Origin of the sequence: Streptococcus sp. 1004_SSPC, from assembly GCF_001069025.1 — a bacterium.
Classification (GTDB): Bacteria; Bacillota; Bacilli; order Lactobacillales; family Streptococcaceae; genus Streptococcus; species Streptococcus vestibularis.
This window is the reverse complement of sequence record NZ_JWGQ01000129.1, coordinates 41908-57968: the sequence shown is the minus strand read 5'-3', so window position 1 is coordinate 57968 and position 16061 is coordinate 41908. Positions and strand designations below refer to the sequence as shown.

The following is a 16061-nucleotide window of genomic DNA, read 5'->3' as shown; positions in this document are numbered from 1 at the left end:
ATGTCACGTTATACAGGTCCATCATGGAAACAATCACGTCGCCTTGGTTTCTCACTTACAGGCACAGGTAAAGAATTGGCACGTCGTAACTACGTACCAGGTCAACACGGTCCAAACAACCGTTCAAAACTTTCAGAGTACGGTTTGCAATTGGCTGAGAAACAAAAACTTCGTTTCTCATACGGTTTGGGTGAAAAACAATTCCGTAACTTGTTCGTACAAGCTACTAAAGTTAAAGGTGGAACACTTGGTTTCAACTTTATGGTTCTTTTGGAACGTCGTCTTGACAACGTTGTTTACCGTCTCGGCCTTGCAACTACTCGTCGTCAAGCACGTCAATTTGTAAACCACGGTCATATCCTTGTTGACGGTAAACGTGTTGATATCCCATCATACCGCGTTGAAGTTGGTCAAGTAATCTCAGTTCGTGAAAAATCAGCTAAAGTTCCTGCTATCCTTGAAGCAGTAGAGGCTACTATCGGACGTCCAGCATTTGTATCATTCGATGCTGAAAAACTTGAAGGTTCATTGACACGTCTTCCAGAACGTGATGAAATCAACCCAGAAATCAACGAAGCACTTGTCGTTGAATTCTACAACAAAATGCTTTAATTTTAAAATTCATTTTGCAAAAAGCCCGTTGTTATGGGCTTTTTTGTTTATCTTAAATCATTGATTTTTAGGTTTGTTCAGTTATTTGTTTAGTTACAAGTTTGTCTTCTAATATAAAAAAGTCCCTAGTCTAGTACAAGTGACTGGGGATTCGTAATATGATGATAGATGATTTTGAGGTATAAATTATTTATTATCCAATCCGCCTTCAAAATCTGCTGAAACGTTTGAAACGTAGTTAGTGAAGTAGCTTTCCAAATCTTTTTTTAGTTGGTCGTACTCCTCTTCGGAGTAATCTTTATCCTCTATATAAGCCTGAAATCTAGGAATTCCCAAATCTTTTTGGAGACGTTGGATTACTTCTGTCTTTGTCATAAGAACCTCTCTTTCATTCTTTATTTTACCACATTTCAAATTGTATGAAGCATACATGTTGTTTTTAAGGTTCACTTTTGATATACTGTCGAAGTTATTTAAGAAGGAGGCTACTATGTCTATTATTACACTAATTTTAGCTGGGATTGTTGCTTTGGAGCATCTCTATATCATGTATTTGGAAACTTTTGCGACACATTCAGACACGACTAGTCGTGTTTTCAATATGAGTAAAGAAGAACTTCAACGTGATTCTGTTACAAACTTATTTAAAAATCAAGGGATTTACAATGGTTTGATTGCTGTATTCCTCTTGTATGGGATTTTCACAAGTAGTCAGCTACTTGTAACTGTTTTTGTACTCAATGTTTTCTTTGCTGCTATTTATGGTGCTATAACTGCCAATAAGAAAATTATTTTAACGCAAGGCGGACCCGCAATTTTAACCTTGCTTTCACTTATTATTCCCTTATTTTAAGGATTTTATTGTAAAAGAAAAAAGCTGCTTTAACTATTGAAATGGTTAACAGCTTTTTATGATTTTGAAGTTATTTATTGTGGAATAAAGCGTAGAAGAAAGTCTGTCATTTCTTGAGGTGATTCTTTTTTTCCTTTATTTATCCAGGCTTGACAAGCACCAAAAATAGCATGCGCAAAATAAATACTGGCATAATCCTTCTCGAATCCTTTGAGAGCTCTTTTTTCAGCAGTAGGGTCAATAAAGTCTTCAGCTATCATACGCTGAAGTTTATGTATCAGAAAATCTTGAATTTCTTTTGAACCATTTGTAGACAATAGAGCTGATAGGAGCTTTTCACGAGTGAGAAATTCAAAGATTTCGAGAAAGGCCCCTTCTTTCTTTCCTTCATATTTATCAAATATATACTCTAGTTTATGGAAAAGCTCTTTCTGATAACTATCAATCATTTCATACTTATCTTTGTAGTGGGTATAAAAACTCGAACGGCTAATACCAGCTGTTTGAACCAGACGAATGGTAGTAATATCATTGAAATCTTGGTCTTTAAGGCATATTACCAAAGCATCTAAAAGAGCTTTTTTAGTCTGTGAACGTCTTTGATCTTTTGTCATGTATTTCTCCTTTTACACACTTTTAGACAATATGTCCAAAAGAAGTTTTTAAATATTGATTTTAAAATTAATGAGTTTATAATTGATTATATCATAAAAATAAACACGATGTCTAAGAAGGAGAATTATGTTAGCAGAATTAAAGGCTCTTCTAAAAAGTCCAAAGCTATGGATAACCATTATTGGTGTTTCATTGATACCCGCTTTGTATAATCTAATCTTTTTATCTTCTATGTGGGATCCTTACGGTAATGTGAAAAATCTGCCAGTGGCAGTGGTGAACAAAGATAAGAGCGCTAGTTTTCAAGATAAGACTCTTAATATTGGTCACGATATGGTTGACAATATGTCTAAAAATAAAAATTTAGACTATCATTTTGTAACTGAAAATGAAGCACAAAAAGGAATAGAAGACGGTGATTACTATATGGTAATCACTTTTCCAGAAAATCTCTCAAGTAACGCAGCAAGTCTTCTGACAAATGATCCCAAGAAACTTGAAATCTCTTATCAGACAACAGCAGGTCATAGCTTCGTTTCTTCAAAAATGAGCGATTCTGCCATGTCTAAGTTAAAGGATACCGTTTCTAAAAATATTACGTCAACTTATGTTGGAGCAGTGTTTAAGAGTATGTCTCAACTTCAAGGTGGTATGGGAACTGCAGCGAATGGGGCCAGTCAATTATATGCAGGTGCAGGAGCACTTCAATCTGGAAGTCAGACCTTGTCAAATGGTCTAGGGACTCTTGCTGGCTCTACTCAAACATTGGCTACAGGTGTTGATACCTTGAGTTCAGGCGCGTCTGCCTATACTTCAGGTGTGTCAACTTTGTCAGGCGCTTTGTCACAGTTAAACGCGAACTCTGAGGCCGTTAATTCTGCTGCAGGTCAATTTGTATCAGGAGCAGAGGCCATGAATACCTTAGTTACAGGTGCAGATTCGTTGTCAACAGCGCTCAGTCAAATGGCTACAGCAACAAGTTTATCCGAAGAACAGCAAGCACAGTTGTCAACCTTGTCAACTAATTTAACTGATTTAAATACAGCAATTCAAAATCTTAATACAGCGGTAAGTAACACATCATTACCAAGTGGAACATCAACAACATCAGTAGATACAAGTTCAATAGCGACTTATCTTTCAAATATTTCTTCTGCAGCTAGCTCTATAGCTACAGCTAGTGCAACTGATAAAGCAAATGATTTGGCTGCGGTACAAGGAACAGCTGCTTATCAAAGCTTGACGTCAGATCAACAAGCAGAGATTACATCGGCAATTAGTAATGCAGGATCTACAGCTAGTAGCTATGCTTCAACTATTGCATCAGATGTGTCAAGTATGTCAACGGCCTTATCTAGCTTGACAGGTACGACAACAACTAGTAGCGGAGATTCAAGTAGTTTAGCTTCTCTACAAACATCTATTTCAGGTATTGCAAGTTCGGCGAATGCTCTTCTTCCTGTAGCTTCATCAACGGTATCATCAATGCAAGCTAATATTGCTAATGTCAATTCGGTACTTGTCAATCAATTATCACCAGGAGCAATTCAAGTGGCTTCAGGTGTGTCAACCGCTCAAAGTACTCTAGCAACAGGTGCAAGCGCACTTTCAACTGGTTTGTCAACTTATACTGGTGCTGTTTCAACAATTGCCAGTGGCGCTCAAACTCTAGATGCTAACAGTAGTAGTTTAATGACCGGTTTTTCTACTCTTCAAAGTGGTACAAGTGCTCTCAATACAGGTGCCCAACAATTAGCAACTGGAGGGAACACTTTAACAAATGGCTTGACAAGTCTGTCAACTAACCTTTCTACATTATCTAATTCATTAAACAAGGCTAATCAGCAACTCTCTCTTGTTTCTGTAAACTCAGACAATGCAAAAATGGTGAGTGCTCCGCTCAAAGAGAAGAAAACTGATAAGGATAAGGTTGACACTAATGGTGTGGGAATGGCTCCATATATGATTTCTGTTTCTCTTATGGTTGTCGCTCTTTCAACTAATGTTATCTTTGCTAAGAGCTTGACAGGAAGAAAATTTACGAGCCGTTTTGATTGGACTAAAAATAAGTTACTTATCAATGGTATTATTACAACTATGGCTGCTATTGCGCTTTATATTGCCATTCGATTTGTGGGAGTTGAACCAAATCATCCATTAGCTACATTTGGTATGATTCTCCTTGTAGCATGGACTTTAATGGCGCTGGTTACAGCCCTTGTAGGTTGGGATGATAGATATGGCGCATTTGCTTCCATGATTCTGCTGCTTTTGCAACTAGGGGCTAGTGCAGGGACTTATCCAATTGAACTTAGTCCTAAGTTCTTTAAGATCATCCAACCATTCTTACCAATGTCCTACTCCGTATCAGGTCTTCGTCAAACTATTTCAATGACAGGACAGATCTCAGATCAAGTACGTATGTTATTCATTTTCTTACTTATTTTTGTAGTTGTAGGTATTATTATTTATAGACCAAAGTATGAAAATGAATAAACTAAAAGCCAGCTCTAATGTGAGCTGGCTTTTTATGTTATTCAACAGTTATATCACCGAGGTCTGAGGTAATGGTAAGTGTATTATCCTTTGAAATCTTAAGGTTATTTGTAATGTCAACCTCTCCTGAGTGACTATCGGCTTGAACATTGAGCGTGTAATCTTTAAGAGCTATTTCAATATCACCGGTTGTAACATCAAGTTTATTGTGACCATTGAAAATCAGGTTATCTCCAGAGTAATCTCCCATTGCAATAGATAAATCTAAGTTAGTAAAAAGTGTATGATCACTATCAACACTACCAACATCAAGGTTAGCTTTTAGTTGGCTGACAATCATTTTAGTAAAAGTTAGGTCCCCTACATTTAGATTAATGTCTGCTTGTTTGATGGTGCTATTACTTAAATCTAGATTTCCAGTTGCTAAATCAACCTTTAAAAAATCAATCGTTTGTTTTTTAGGGAGTGTAATGACAATGGTTTTATTTCTGACTTCCTCGTTGAGAGTAGAAAGCCTTACTAAATCTTTTAATCCGAAAAAGTTAATATGTTTGTTAGAAGTTGAATCTAATTCAGAGTTGTTATCATTGATAGTCAATTGACCATCCTTTACAGATGTGTCAATTGGATTTTTTGTTTTTTGGTAGTAAGAAAGCGTTGCTTTGTCAACGTCACCATTTTTTATAAGCACATTGTAGCTACTACTTTTAATATCAATTTTACTGAAGTCATCAACTTCTTTCTTGACATAATCTTGCTCACTTTTAGTTTGATTTTGTAAATCTATTAAGCCACCTTGGCTATAACCCCAAGCTACTAATCCTCCTCCTAAAAATAGAGAGGTAAGAGACACTCCGAGGACAATCTTTTTCCAAGTTTTCATGATTTTCTTCCTTTCTTGATGAGCCATTTAATCAATAGGGTAATTAGCTTTTCAATAAGTTTACAGATTTCAAATGAAATCAAAAGTAGTAAGAGTGCTCCTCCAAACATTAATAGACCTAGCCCTATTCCAAACAGTGTTGAAGCTAGTGAAACATTTAAGAGAGAGAAGCTTGTAAAGAAAGTGTAAACACCACTAATGAGTAAGGCAAAAGTAAGAGCTAAGGCAGTCACTATAACTGCAAAAATAATCAAAAGAAGTGTCAATAGCATAGCTAGGAAGAATAGTAGAATTGGTAAGGCGACTGGACTGGCTAAAACAGCTAGGATCGCAATCCAAAGGATAGTTGTTTTATTACGTAAGCTGCTCTTGTCCTCAACAATCTTTTCGTCTAGAAGACGACTAATGACTTCATGTGCGGCTTCCTTAGGTGTACCTAATTCTGCAATAACCTGAGCTTCATTTTCAGGTCCGGCCTCTTCAAAATATTCCATGAAATACTCGAGAGCCTCTTCGTAGTCCTTTTGTGGTAATTTTCGTAGATATTTTGTTAATTTGGCTATATATTCAGTCCTTGTCATGTCTTAATCTCCCTTCAACAATACCATCCAGAGTTTCTTTGTAGGTTAACCATTCTTCATTAAGAAATTGAAGTTGATTTTTTCCCTCTTGGGTAATACTGTAATATTTACGTTTACGCCCTTGATACGCTTGGCTATAGGTGGTCATATAGCCTGCTTTCTCAAGCTTTTTGAGAATAGGATAAAGTGTTGACTCCTTGATATTAGCCGCAAGCTTTATGGTTTGACTAATCTCATAGCCATAAGAGTCTTCTCTATCGATAATAGCTAGTATTAGGAACTCTATCAGGATTGACGATGTTGGAAAATACATAGTGTTCTCCTTTGCTTTTAGGATATGTATAAAAATTATATATAATTATTTTATACATTGAGTGTATCTCTTTTAGAAAGATATGTCAATATTTTATATATAAAAATTTTATATAATAGGGCTATTTTCTTTTTTATGATAATATGAAGTCAAGGAGTTCTTATGACTATTAAAGATAAACTAGCTCATTACGAGCCGAAGCCGCTAGGGGAGAAAAGACGCTATGCGGTGCTTTTACCCCTAATATATGATGTAAAAACTGATAAGTATCAAATTCTTTACCAAGTACGAAGTGAGCATATTTCTCAACCAGGTGAGGTCTCTTTTCCTGGTGGCCGTGTCGAAGATGGTGAGACTTTTCAAGAAGCTGCTATACGAGAAACATGTGAGGAACTAAACTTAATTCCTGACCAAATAGATATTTGGGGAGAGATTGATTATCTGATTCATCAGGGGAGAACTATTCATTGCTTTGTTGGAAAGATAAATATAGAAAATTGGGAGCATATTCATCCAAATGAAGAGGTGAAACGGTTGTTTACAGTTTGTGTTGACACATTGTTGACAGAAGGTCCGATTTATTACAAAGTCACTTCTACCTTGAGTGATGCGAAAGGTTTCCCATTTTTCTTGGTAAAAAACAGAGAAAGATACAATTTTGGGTACAGTGAACGTCATATTCCTTTTTACAGGAACTTGACAGAGAATATATGGGGAATGACAGCTATGTTTACACATAGATTTACAGATATTTTAAAAGGTTTAGAGTCAAAATAAAAGATCAACGGTAATATGTTGATCTTTTTACTATTAGTTTGTTTGTTTACTAGGTGTAAAAAAGTAAAATCCATTTCTGAAATAGGGTATCGGGTAGGTCTTTAAAGCTTAATGTATGGATAGTTAGAGTATTACTAACATTGTTTTCAAAATAAATATTGAGTTTTTTATCTAGGTTGTAAAACTTTATATTGAACAATGACTTTTTCGCTTTATTGTATACTCTCTGCGATAGGAAGGGAGGAGTAAGATATTAATAGAGCCTATTATGCTTTTGTGCTCTTTTGACTAGAACTAATAACTGTTATATTTGGTAATAAAAAAGCCATGAAAATAAGATTTTCATGGCTTCTTTATTCAATTATTTCACCTCAGTAAAGATTACGTGTTTACGCAATTTTGGTGAGTATTTCTTCAATTGAAGACGGTCTGGAGTGTTACGTTTGTTTTTTGAAGTAAGGTACAAGCGTTCACCAGATTCTTTGTGTTCAAGTGTAATATTTACGCGCATGGTATCTCCCTTCTATTATTTAGCTTCGTTAGCTTTAGCGATTTTACGTCCTTTGTAGTATCCTTTAAGTGATACACGGTGAGAACGTGAGTAATCTCCAGTTGTTTCGTCAAATTGTACTGATGGAGCAGTCAATTTGTAGTGTGTACGACGTTTGTTTTTCTTCGCTTTTGAAGTGTGACGTGCAGGTACTGCCATTTCTTTATTTCCTCCGAATTAATATTTATGTTCTTGATTTTAAATCAACTATAACAGAATAACATATCTTTTTTGTAAAGTAAAGTTACTTGACAAAAAAACTTGCCAAGAAAATATATAGTTAAAAACTATATATTGCGATAGTAAATATATATTTCACAGCTATAAGGGTAAGTGCTAGAATAGGCTTATTATAACGTTAAGTGAAAGAATAAAAAGGAGTAAATAACTATGAGTAAAGTACATTATCATTTTGATCATGTTGGTTCTTACCTTCGTCCACAAGCTCTAAAAGAAGCACGTGAAAAATTTGCCAATGGTGAGATTTCGCAAGAAGAATTACTGAAAGTGCAAGATGAATTGGTTAAGGAATTGGTTCACCATGAGGTAGAAAATGGTCTTCAAGTAGTTTCTGATGGTGAATTTGGTCGTTCTTGGTGGCACCTTGATTTTCTATGGAATTTAACTGGTTTTGAAGCTTACCAACAAGAAGATTCATATAAATTCCATGGTGCTAAGACACGTACAACCAACGTTCGTATCAACGGTAAAATTGCCGAAAATCCTAATCATCCCTTCTATCGCGACTTTGAATATCTTAAATCAGTGACTCCTGAAGGAATCACTCCAAAAGTCACTATTCCAAGCCCATCACTCATCATTAACCGTGACCACCGTAGTGATCTCTATGCAGACTACTATGATTCATGGACTGATTTCCTTGATGATTTGGCTAAAGCTTACCATGATACCATCCAACATTTCTACGATTTGGGTGCACGTTATGTGCAATTGGATGATACAACTTGGGGTTATTTGATTCAACAGTTTGAGAATGAAAGAAATAATCCTGAGAAAACAGCTGAGTTGGCAAAAATTGCTGAGGATGATGTGTACACTATCAATAAAGCTTTGAAAGGTCTTCCAGAAGATTTGACTTTGGCTACTCACATTTGTCGTGGGAACTTTAAGTCTACGTACCTTTTTGAAGGTGGCTATGATTCAGTAGCTAAGTATCTTGGTCAATTGAACTATGATATCTTCTTCTTGGAATATGATGATGCGCGTTCAGGTAGCTTCGCACCACTTCCAACGATTTGGAATAACCGTGATCATGTTGAATTGGTACTTGGTGTGATTACTTCTAAGGATCCTAACTTGGAAAATGTAGATGCTGTCATTGATCGTATCTATGCAGCGGCTGAACTTGTACCACTTAAGAACCTTGGGATTTCAACTCAATGTGGTTTTGCCTCAACTGAAGAAGGTAACATTTTGACTGAGCAAGACGAGTGGAATAAATTGCAATTGATTAAAACTATTACTGATAAGGTTTGGTCATAATAGAGAAAGTTCAGAGAACAGGCTCAGCTTGTTCTCTCTTTTTATGAATATAGAAAGGAAGTGTCATGAACTATAAAGAGGCAGGACGGAAGATTAATCATTGTGGCAGGCAAAGAGGTCTGTTTCTTTCTTACGTTGAAAAATCCTCCACCATTTCCCAAAAGCTGTATAATTATGATAGAATAGAGTGATTATATCTGTAATAACGGAAAAGGAGGGCAGGTCTATTTGAGGCCTGTATCATCATTATGAAACTTCAAAAACCTAAGGGAACGCAGGATATTTTACCTGCGGATAGTGCTAAATGGCAGTACGTGGAAAATGTTGCACGTGAAACATTTAAGAAATACAATTATGGTGAAATTCGTACACCTATGTTTGAACATTACGAGGTCATTTCACGTTCAGTAGGTGATACAACTGACATCGTTACTAAGGAAATGTATGATTTTCATGATAAGGGAGACCGTCATATTACACTTCGTCCAGAAGGGACAGCACCAGTTGTACGCTCTTATGTAGAAAACAAACTCTTTGCGCCAGAGGTTCAAAAACCTGTTAAAGTTTATTATATTGGGTCAATGTTCCGTTATGAACGTCCTCAAGCAGGACGCTTGCGCGAGTTCCACCAACTAGGTGTAGAGTGCTTTGGATCAAAAAATCCAGCAACAGATGTTGAAACCATTGCTATGGCTTACCAACTCTTTAATACGCTTGGCATCAAGGATGTTACTCTTCATTTGAATAGCCTTGGAAATACTGAGAGTCGTCTGGCTTATCGTCAGGCCTTAATTGACTACTTGACACCAATGCGTGAAAGTTTGTCAAAAGATAGTCAACGTCGTTTGGATGAAAATCCTTTGCGAGTGCTCGATTCAAAAGAAAAAGAAGATAAGGTTGCAGTTGAAAATGCTCCATCTATCCTTGATTATTTAGATGAAGAAAGTCAAGCGCACTTTGACGAAGTACGTACTATGCTCGATAGTCTTAACATTCCTTACGTGATTGATACTAATATGGTACGTGGTCTTGATTACTACAACCACACGATTTTTGAATTTATTACCACTATTGATAAGTCTGAATTGACAATTTGTGCAGGCGGTCGTTACGATAGTTTGGTTGAATACTTCGGTGGTCCAGAAACAGCTGGTTTTGGTTTTGGACTTGGTTTAGAACGCTTGCTTTTGGTTCTTGATAAACAAGGTATTGAGCTTCCGGTGGAAGAAAGTCTGGATGTGTACATTGCAGTACTTGGTTCAGGTGCCAATGGCAAAGCTCTTGAGTTAGTTCAAGCTATCCGCTATCAAGGATTTAAGGCTGAACGTGATTACCTTGGACGTAAGATTAAGGCGCAATTTAAGTCAGCAGATACCTTCAAGGCCAAGACGGTCATCACATTAGGTGAGAGTGAAGTGGAGTCAGGTCAGGTCAATGTCAAAAATAATGCTACTCGTGAGGAAGTTACTGTAAGTTTCGAAGAGCTAACTAAAAACTTTGCAGCAGTCCTCAAGCAGTTAGAAAAGTAGGGGGCATATGGTTAGTATAGTTGATATGCTCAAACGGAGTGAAAAGTTCAGTTTGGCTTTTGATCGTAGTATGCCCATTCGTTTCCAACAACAGTTTTGGCAGTTGATCGCCTTTCTTGATAAACATGACATTACTTGGTTCAATGATGAGACTGCAAGTGATCATGCGATGTGCCAGCAATTACTTGGTCAAGTTTGGCGTCAAGATTGTCAAGATGTGGTCTTGAGTTTTGAAACCCAGGAACGTTATTTGGGGTGGCAGGTAGACGAGGAAACTGATGAACTTAGTGTTATCATTGAAGATGTTTACGGATTTCGTTGGAATAGCTTGCTTGACTTAGAAACAGCCGATTATCACTTTGAAGATTTTGAAGAGTTTGCTGAAGATTACGTAGATACTAGTGATTTGTTGAAACAATTTGGCAAATAGTTTTATAAAAAAGAAAGTCTATTAAAATTCTAACCTGAAATGGGTGGGGTTTTGATGGGCTTTTTGCTATAATAGTTAAGACTAAAAAATTAACGAAAGAAGTGTATTTATGGAACGTTCTATGTATGCTGGACGTGTTCGTAGTGAACACATCGGAACTACTATTACTTTGAAAGGTTGGGTATCTCGCCGTCGTAATCTCGGAGGTTTGATTTTTATCGATCTTCGTGACCGTGAAGGTTTGATGCAGTTGGTTGTTAACCCTGAAAATGCGGATGCTAATGTTGTTGAAACAGCTGAAAGCTTGCGTAGCGAATTTGTTATTGAAGTAACAGGAACTGTTGAAGCGCGTGAACAAGCTAATGCTAATTTGCCTACAGGTGCTGTCGAACTTAAAGTTGAAGACCTTAAAGTCCTTAATACTGCCAAAACAACACCATTTGAAATCAAAGATGGTGTTGAGGCTAGTGATGATACACGTATGCGTTACCGCTACTTGGATCTGCGTCGTCCAGAGATGTTGGAAAACTTTAAGCTCCGTGCAAAGGTAACCCACGCCATCCGTAATTATCTTGATGACTTGGAATTTATCGATGTTGAAACACCAATGTTGACAAAATCTACACCAGAAGGTGCTCGTGATTACTTGGTTCCAAGCCGAGTTAGCCAAGGTCACTTTTATGCTCTTCCTCAAAGTCCTCAAATCACTAAGCAATTATTGATGAATGCTGGTTTTGACCGTTACTATCAAATTGTTAAGTGTTTCCGTGATGAAGATTTGCGTGGAGACCGTCAACCTGAGTTTACACAAGTTGACTTGGAAACGTCATTCCTTAATGAGCAAGAAATCCAAGATATTACAGAAGGCTTGATTGCTAAGGTTATGAAAGAAACTAAAGGAATTGAAGTTACACTACCATTCCCACGAATGTCTTATGATGATGCCATGAATAACTATGGTTCTGACAAGCCAGATACACGCTTTGACATGCTTTTACAAGACTTGACAGAGGTTGTCAAGGGTGTAGACTTCAAAGTGTTTGCTGAGGCGCCAGCTGTTAAGGCGATTGTTGCCAAAGGAAATGCAGACAAATACTCACGTAAAAGTATTGACAAGTTGACAGAGTTTGCCAAACAATTTGGCGCTAAGGGTCTTGCTTGGGTTAAGATGACTGACGGTGCTCTAGCAGGTCCAGTTGCTAAATTCTTGACAAGTATTGAAGATAAGTTGACAGATACTTTACACCTTGAAGAGAATGATCTAGTTCTTTTTGTAGCAGATACACATGAAATCGCTAACAACACACTAGGTGCTTTGCGTAATCAAATTGCTAAAGAACTTGACATGATTGACAACACTAAATTCAACTTCCTTTGGGTTGTTGATTGGCCAATGTTTGAGTGGTCTGAAGAAGAAGGACGCTATATGTCTGCTCACCACCCATTTACTTTGCCAACAGAAGATTCTGCAGCAGAGCTTGAAGGGGATCTTTCCAAGGTACGTGCTGTAGCTTATGATATTGTCTTGAATGGTTATGAGCTTGGTGGGGGTAGTCTACGTATCAATCATAAAGACCTACAGGAACGTATGTTGAAAGCCCTTGGTTTCTCTGAAGAATCAGCCTATGAGCAATTTGGATTCCTTCTTGAAGCCATGGACTATGGTTTCCCACCACATGGTGGTTTGGCTATCGGTCTCGACCGCTTCGTCATGCTTCTTGCAGGTAAAGATAATATCCGTGAAGTGATTGCCTTCCCTAAAAATAATAAGGCATCAGATCCTATGACTCAGGCTCCAAGTCTTGTGGCTGATAAACAGTTGGAAGAACTTGCCCTTCATGTAGATTTAGAAAATGAATAAAGCACCTCTTCATAAACATGTTAAATTTGTAGCGAAAAAGTCTGCGAAGAAAATGGGTATTTTGCAGGCTGCACGTAGTATTTCCCGTGAAAAATATACTGAAAAAGTCTCAGCTTCTTTACTTTACGGGCTCTTATCGTCAATCGCCGTTAATTTCTTTTTTCAACCTGGACATGTTTACTCCAGTGGAGCAACAGGTTTGGCACAGGTTTTATCGGCATTGAGTGTTAGAACTTTGGGGTTTGAGATACCAGTATCATTGACTTTCTATGCGATTAATATTCCACTTTTGATTTTAGCTTGGTATAAGATTGGCCACAAATTTACCATCTTCACCTTCATTACGGTAACAATGAGCTCCCTTTTTATTCAGGCGATGCCTCATGTGACCTTAACGGAGGATCCATTGATTAATGCTATTTTTGGTGGTCTGGTCATGGGAACAGGGATTGGTTTCGGTCTAAAATCACGTATCTCTAGTGGAGGAACAGATATCGTCAGTCTTACTATTCGTAAGAAAACGGGTCGTGATGTTGGGAATATCTCCTTGATTGTCAACGGAATTATCATGATTTTTGCAGGTATACTTTTTGGTTGGAAATATGCCCTTTATTCAATGGTGACAATTTTTGTCTCAAGCCGAGTAACGGATGCGATTTTCACTAAACAGAAGAAAATGCAGGCAATGATTGTTACAAGTAATCCAGATCCAGTTGTACGAATGATCCAGAAGAAACTCCACCGTGGAGTAACGTTGATTAATGATGCGGAAGGAACATATAATCACGAAAAGAAAGCCGTATTATTGGCGATTATTACGCGTGAAGAGTATACTGACTTCAAGCATTATATGAGAAAAGCAGACCCTAAAGCCTTTGTCTCCATTGCAGAAAATGTACATATTCTAGGTCGTTTTGTTGATTTAGATGACTAACAAAAAAAGAAAGTTGACGAACGTTAGCTTCTTTTTTGTTGGATAGAATTCTTGACGAAATGCTTGCTTGACTTTACAATATCAGTATGATTAGATTTTTAATTCCAACCGCAAAAGAAATGAAACCCAATAAGGAAGTTCCATCCCAAAAACTATCTGAAAAGAGTGTAGCTATTCTAACAGAAATGGCAAAATTATCCACAGATGACTTATCCACAGTTTATAACATTAAACCTGAGCAGGCTCGCAAAGAAAAGCAGCGCTGGGATAGAATTTTGTCTGGAGAAGCAAGGAGCTATCCTGCAATAGAGCTTTTTAATGGCTTGATGTATCGCCATATTAAACGTAGTGACTTATCCACATGTGAAAAAGATTTCTTAAGCCAACAGGTGTTTATAACATCTTCTTTTTATGGGATTATTCCAGCTTTTTATTCAATTCAGGAACATCGTCATGATTTTCATACCAAGGTTAAGGTTAATGGTCAGTCCTTAAAAAACTACTGGCGTTCTGAATATGATAAATTCTTAGAAGAAAGTCAAGTTTCAGTTGTTTCCTTACTTTCAAATGAATTTGAAGATGTCTTTAGTCCAAGTCTTCGTAAGCAGTTATTCACAGTTAGTTTTATGGAAGACCGTAATGGCCTTCTTAAGACACATTCAACGATTTCTAAAAAGGCTAGAGGAGCCTTTTTGACAGCTGTAATGAAGGAAAATTGTCGAACCATAGATGCCTTACGAGAATTATCCTTTGATGAGTTCTACTATCGTAAGGATTTATCTTCTGATAGTGAATTGGTTTTTGTAAAGAAAGTTAAAAAAGCCTGAGTTACAAACTCAGACTTTTTTATATCATGTCTTTACGATCGACTTGCTCATAGTTGTTTTGACCGTCATTCAACTTGTCCCAGATAACAACCTTTCCTTGATCAAGAGATTTTTTGACATCAATAATACGTTGATTAGATGATCCTCGAAACTGGAGCATAAGGTTCTTCTTAGTAATGTCAAAACGTCCATCTACAAGAATGTCAACGAGATGAAGAAGTTCTAGCTTATCAGGAGTTTCAAGCATTAGCTCTTCCCAAGTATAACCAGTCCAAGACCAAATGTCTTTTTCGGGTAGTTCCTTATGAATGCGTTTGACTAGGGGAATGAGAATTCCTGTGTTTAGGAAGGGTTCACCACCAAGTAGCGTGAGACCTTGCACGTAAGGTTGAGCTAGATCCCTCATGATTTGTTCTTCAAGTTCTTTAGTATAGGGAATTCCTGCCTTAAAGGACCAGGTGGCAGCGTTATAGCATCCCTTACAGTGAAACATGCAACCAGATACGTAAAGGGAGTTACGTACGCCTTCACCATCAACGAAATTAAAAGCTTTGTAGTCAATAATGCGTCCTAGGCTAAGTTCTTCAGACTTCCATTCCTGTGGCTTTGGTGTATTCCATGTCATGATTCTACTCCAAATCTATCCAATAGCGCTCAGTTTCATGGCGAATGTCCTCCAACTGACCACCGTTGGCTAATATAACAACTCGGCTAGCAGGATTCTTGATACTACAAGTGACCAGAACACGATGAATATTCTTTTCTTTAGCTATTTGTAAGCCTTGACGGAGAGATTCTTTCGCATAACCCTTTCCTCGTTCGGATGGACGGATAGAGTAGCCGATATGGCCCCCTTTTTCTAGTAAGTAGTCATTTAATCGGAGACGAAGGTTGAGAAAGCCAAGAGCATGGCCTGCTTCGTCAAAACTAACCAGCTGGATAGCAGGAACCCAGTTTTCAGGAATATTTAGTCCCGCTTCCGCTTGAAGATTTTCTTCTAGCCACTCTTCATAAACAAAATTGTCGGGGTTCCAAAATCCACCATCATGGGAAGATTTCTCCCTTTCAAATTCAGTCATCATATCTAAGATAGCTTCTTTATCTGTGTGACTTGGTCGGCGTAAGATCATATTATTTCTTCTTTCCAGCTTTTTTCAAAAGGGCTTGGACACGTGCTTTTTTATCGTTTTTGACGGTTGCATTTTTTTCGTGGTAACGTTCCACTTGTTGCATACCTTTATAATCTAATTGATATTTTCCCATTATATTCCTTTCTAAAAATGAAATAAGCAAAGCA

General features: G+C 37.3%; 20 protein-coding genes. 10 read left to right on the top strand and 10 right to left on the bottom strand.

Features of this window, described 5'->3' with window-relative positions:
- A complete protein-coding gene (gene rpsD, locus ADF62_RS09875; protein ID WP_002885833.1) occupies positions 1-612 on the top strand; it encodes a 30S ribosomal protein S4 in 612 nt (203 codons plus the stop codon).
- Positions 613-798: 186 nt separating this feature from the next.
- Here the strand turns inward: rpsD and ADF62_RS09870 are convergent, their stop codons facing one another.
- The gene (locus tag ADF62_RS09870) at positions 799-987 is read right to left on the bottom strand and encodes a hypothetical protein (protein ID WP_048788690.1); all 189 of its coding nucleotides are present in this window, start codon (positions 985-987) and stop codon (positions 799-801) included.
- A gap of 115 nt (positions 988-1102) precedes the next feature.
- Here ADF62_RS09870 and ADF62_RS09865 point away from each other — a divergent pair, with 115 nt between their 5' ends.
- Positions 1103-1465, top strand: coding sequence for a DUF1304 domain-containing protein (locus ADF62_RS09865; RefSeq protein ID WP_003095271.1), 363 nt, complete (start codon positions 1103-1105; stop codon positions 1463-1465).
- 74 nt (positions 1466-1539) lie between these two features.
- On the opposite strand, the gene ADF62_RS09860 is transcribed toward ADF62_RS09865, so the two are convergent.
- Entirely contained in the window at positions 1540-2079 is a 540-nt protein-coding gene (locus ADF62_RS09860) for a TetR/AcrR family transcriptional regulator (RefSeq protein WP_003095287.1), read from the bottom strand.
- A gap of 127 nt (positions 2080-2206) precedes the next feature.
- Between ADF62_RS09860 and ADF62_RS09855 the strand changes: the two genes are divergently transcribed.
- On the top strand, positions 2207-4576 hold the full coding sequence (locus tag ADF62_RS09855; RefSeq protein ID WP_048788689.1) for a YhgE/Pip domain-containing protein: 2370 nt from the start codon (positions 2207-2209) through the stop codon (positions 4574-4576).
- 37 nt (positions 4577-4613) lie between these two features.
- Here ADF62_RS09855 and ADF62_RS09850 read toward each other — a convergent pair whose 3' ends face one another.
- The 3 genes from ADF62_RS09850 to ADF62_RS09840 are packed head-to-tail and all read right to left on the bottom strand — an operon-like array spanning position 4614 to position 6353.
- Positions 4614-5459, bottom strand: coding sequence for a DUF4097 family beta strand repeat-containing protein (locus ADF62_RS09850; RefSeq protein ID WP_082162602.1), 846 nt, complete (start codon positions 5457-5459; stop codon positions 4614-4616).
- Positions 5456-6040 (bottom strand): DUF1700 domain-containing protein, encoded by a 585-nt coding sequence (locus ADF62_RS09845; protein ID WP_048788687.1) that lies wholly within the window; start codon positions 6038-6040, stop codon positions 5456-5458. Before ADF62_RS09845 ends, ADF62_RS09850 begins: the two co-directional genes overlap by 4 nt.
- Complete coding sequence (locus tag ADF62_RS09840; RefSeq protein ID WP_002887098.1) at positions 6027-6353, bottom strand: PadR family transcriptional regulator; 327 nt, start codon at positions 6351-6353, stop codon at positions 6027-6029. Before ADF62_RS09840 ends, ADF62_RS09845 begins: the two co-directional genes overlap by 14 nt.
- Positions 6354-6515: 162 nt before the next feature.
- Between ADF62_RS09840 and ADF62_RS09835 the strand changes: the two genes are divergently transcribed.
- Positions 6516-7130: an NUDIX hydrolase gene (locus tag ADF62_RS09835; protein ID WP_048788686.1), complete on the top strand. Its 615-nt coding sequence runs from the start codon at positions 6516-6518 to the stop codon at positions 7128-7130.
- A gap of 361 nt (positions 7131-7491) precedes the next feature.
- Here the strand turns inward: ADF62_RS09835 and rpmG are convergent, their stop codons facing one another.
- Both rpmG and rpmF read right to left on the bottom strand, forming a co-directional pair.
- A complete protein-coding gene (gene rpmG / locus ADF62_RS09830) occupies positions 7492-7641 on the bottom strand; it encodes a 50S ribosomal protein L33 (protein ID WP_002262412.1) in 150 nt (49 codons plus the stop codon).
- 15 nt (positions 7642-7656) lie between these two features.
- Positions 7657-7839, bottom strand: coding sequence for a 50S ribosomal protein L32 (gene rpmF, locus ADF62_RS09825; protein WP_000290414.1), 183 nt, complete (start codon positions 7837-7839; stop codon positions 7657-7659).
- Positions 7840-8070: 231 nt separating this feature from the next.
- On the opposite strand from rpmF, the gene ADF62_RS09820 reads away from it, so the two are divergent.
- From ADF62_RS09820 to yaaA, 6 genes are all read left to right on the top strand, one after another.
- A complete protein-coding gene (locus ADF62_RS09820) occupies positions 8071-9183 on the top strand; it encodes a vitamin B12 independent methionine synthase (RefSeq protein WP_048788685.1) in 1113 nt (370 codons plus the stop codon).
- Between the two features lie 248 nt (positions 9184-9431).
- On the top strand, positions 9432-10712 hold the full coding sequence (gene hisS, locus ADF62_RS09815) for a histidine--tRNA ligase (protein WP_048788684.1): 1281 nt from the start codon (positions 9432-9434) through the stop codon (positions 10710-10712).
- Between the two features lie 7 nt (positions 10713-10719).
- Positions 10720-11142, top strand: coding sequence for a hypothetical protein (locus ADF62_RS09810; RefSeq protein WP_048788683.1), 423 nt, complete (start codon positions 10720-10722; stop codon positions 11140-11142).
- Positions 11143-11251: 109 nt separating this feature from the next.
- Positions 11252-13003, top strand: coding sequence for an aspartate--tRNA ligase (gene aspS / locus ADF62_RS09805; protein WP_048788682.1), 1752 nt, complete (start codon positions 11252-11254; stop codon positions 13001-13003).
- Entirely contained in the window at positions 12996-13937 is a 942-nt protein-coding gene (locus ADF62_RS09800) for a YitT family protein (RefSeq protein ID WP_003091998.1), read from the top strand. Before aspS ends, ADF62_RS09800 begins: the two co-directional genes overlap by 8 nt.
- 86 nt (positions 13938-14023) lie before the next feature.
- Complete coding sequence (gene yaaA, locus ADF62_RS09795; protein ID WP_048788681.1) at positions 14024-14764, top strand: peroxide stress protein YaaA; 741 nt, start codon at positions 14024-14026, stop codon at positions 14762-14764.
- 19 nt (positions 14765-14783) lie between these two features.
- On the opposite strand, the gene nrdG is transcribed toward yaaA, so the two are convergent.
- From nrdG to ADF62_RS11730, 3 genes are read right to left on the bottom strand one after another with little or no spacing between them, the layout of a single operon-like run.
- Positions 14784-15389, bottom strand: coding sequence for an anaerobic ribonucleoside-triphosphate reductase activating protein (nrdG, locus tag ADF62_RS09790; RefSeq protein WP_003092012.1), 606 nt, complete (start codon positions 15387-15389; stop codon positions 14784-14786).
- Between the two features lie 4 nt (positions 15390-15393).
- Positions 15394-15894 (bottom strand): GNAT family N-acetyltransferase, encoded by a 501-nt coding sequence (locus ADF62_RS09785; RefSeq protein ID WP_048788680.1) that lies wholly within the window; start codon positions 15892-15894, stop codon positions 15394-15396.
- Position 15895: 1 nt separating this feature from the next.
- Complete coding sequence (locus ADF62_RS11730; protein WP_002885877.1) at positions 15896-16027, bottom strand: hypothetical protein; 132 nt, start codon at positions 16025-16027, stop codon at positions 15896-15898.
- Positions 16028-16061: the final 34 nt, after the last annotated feature.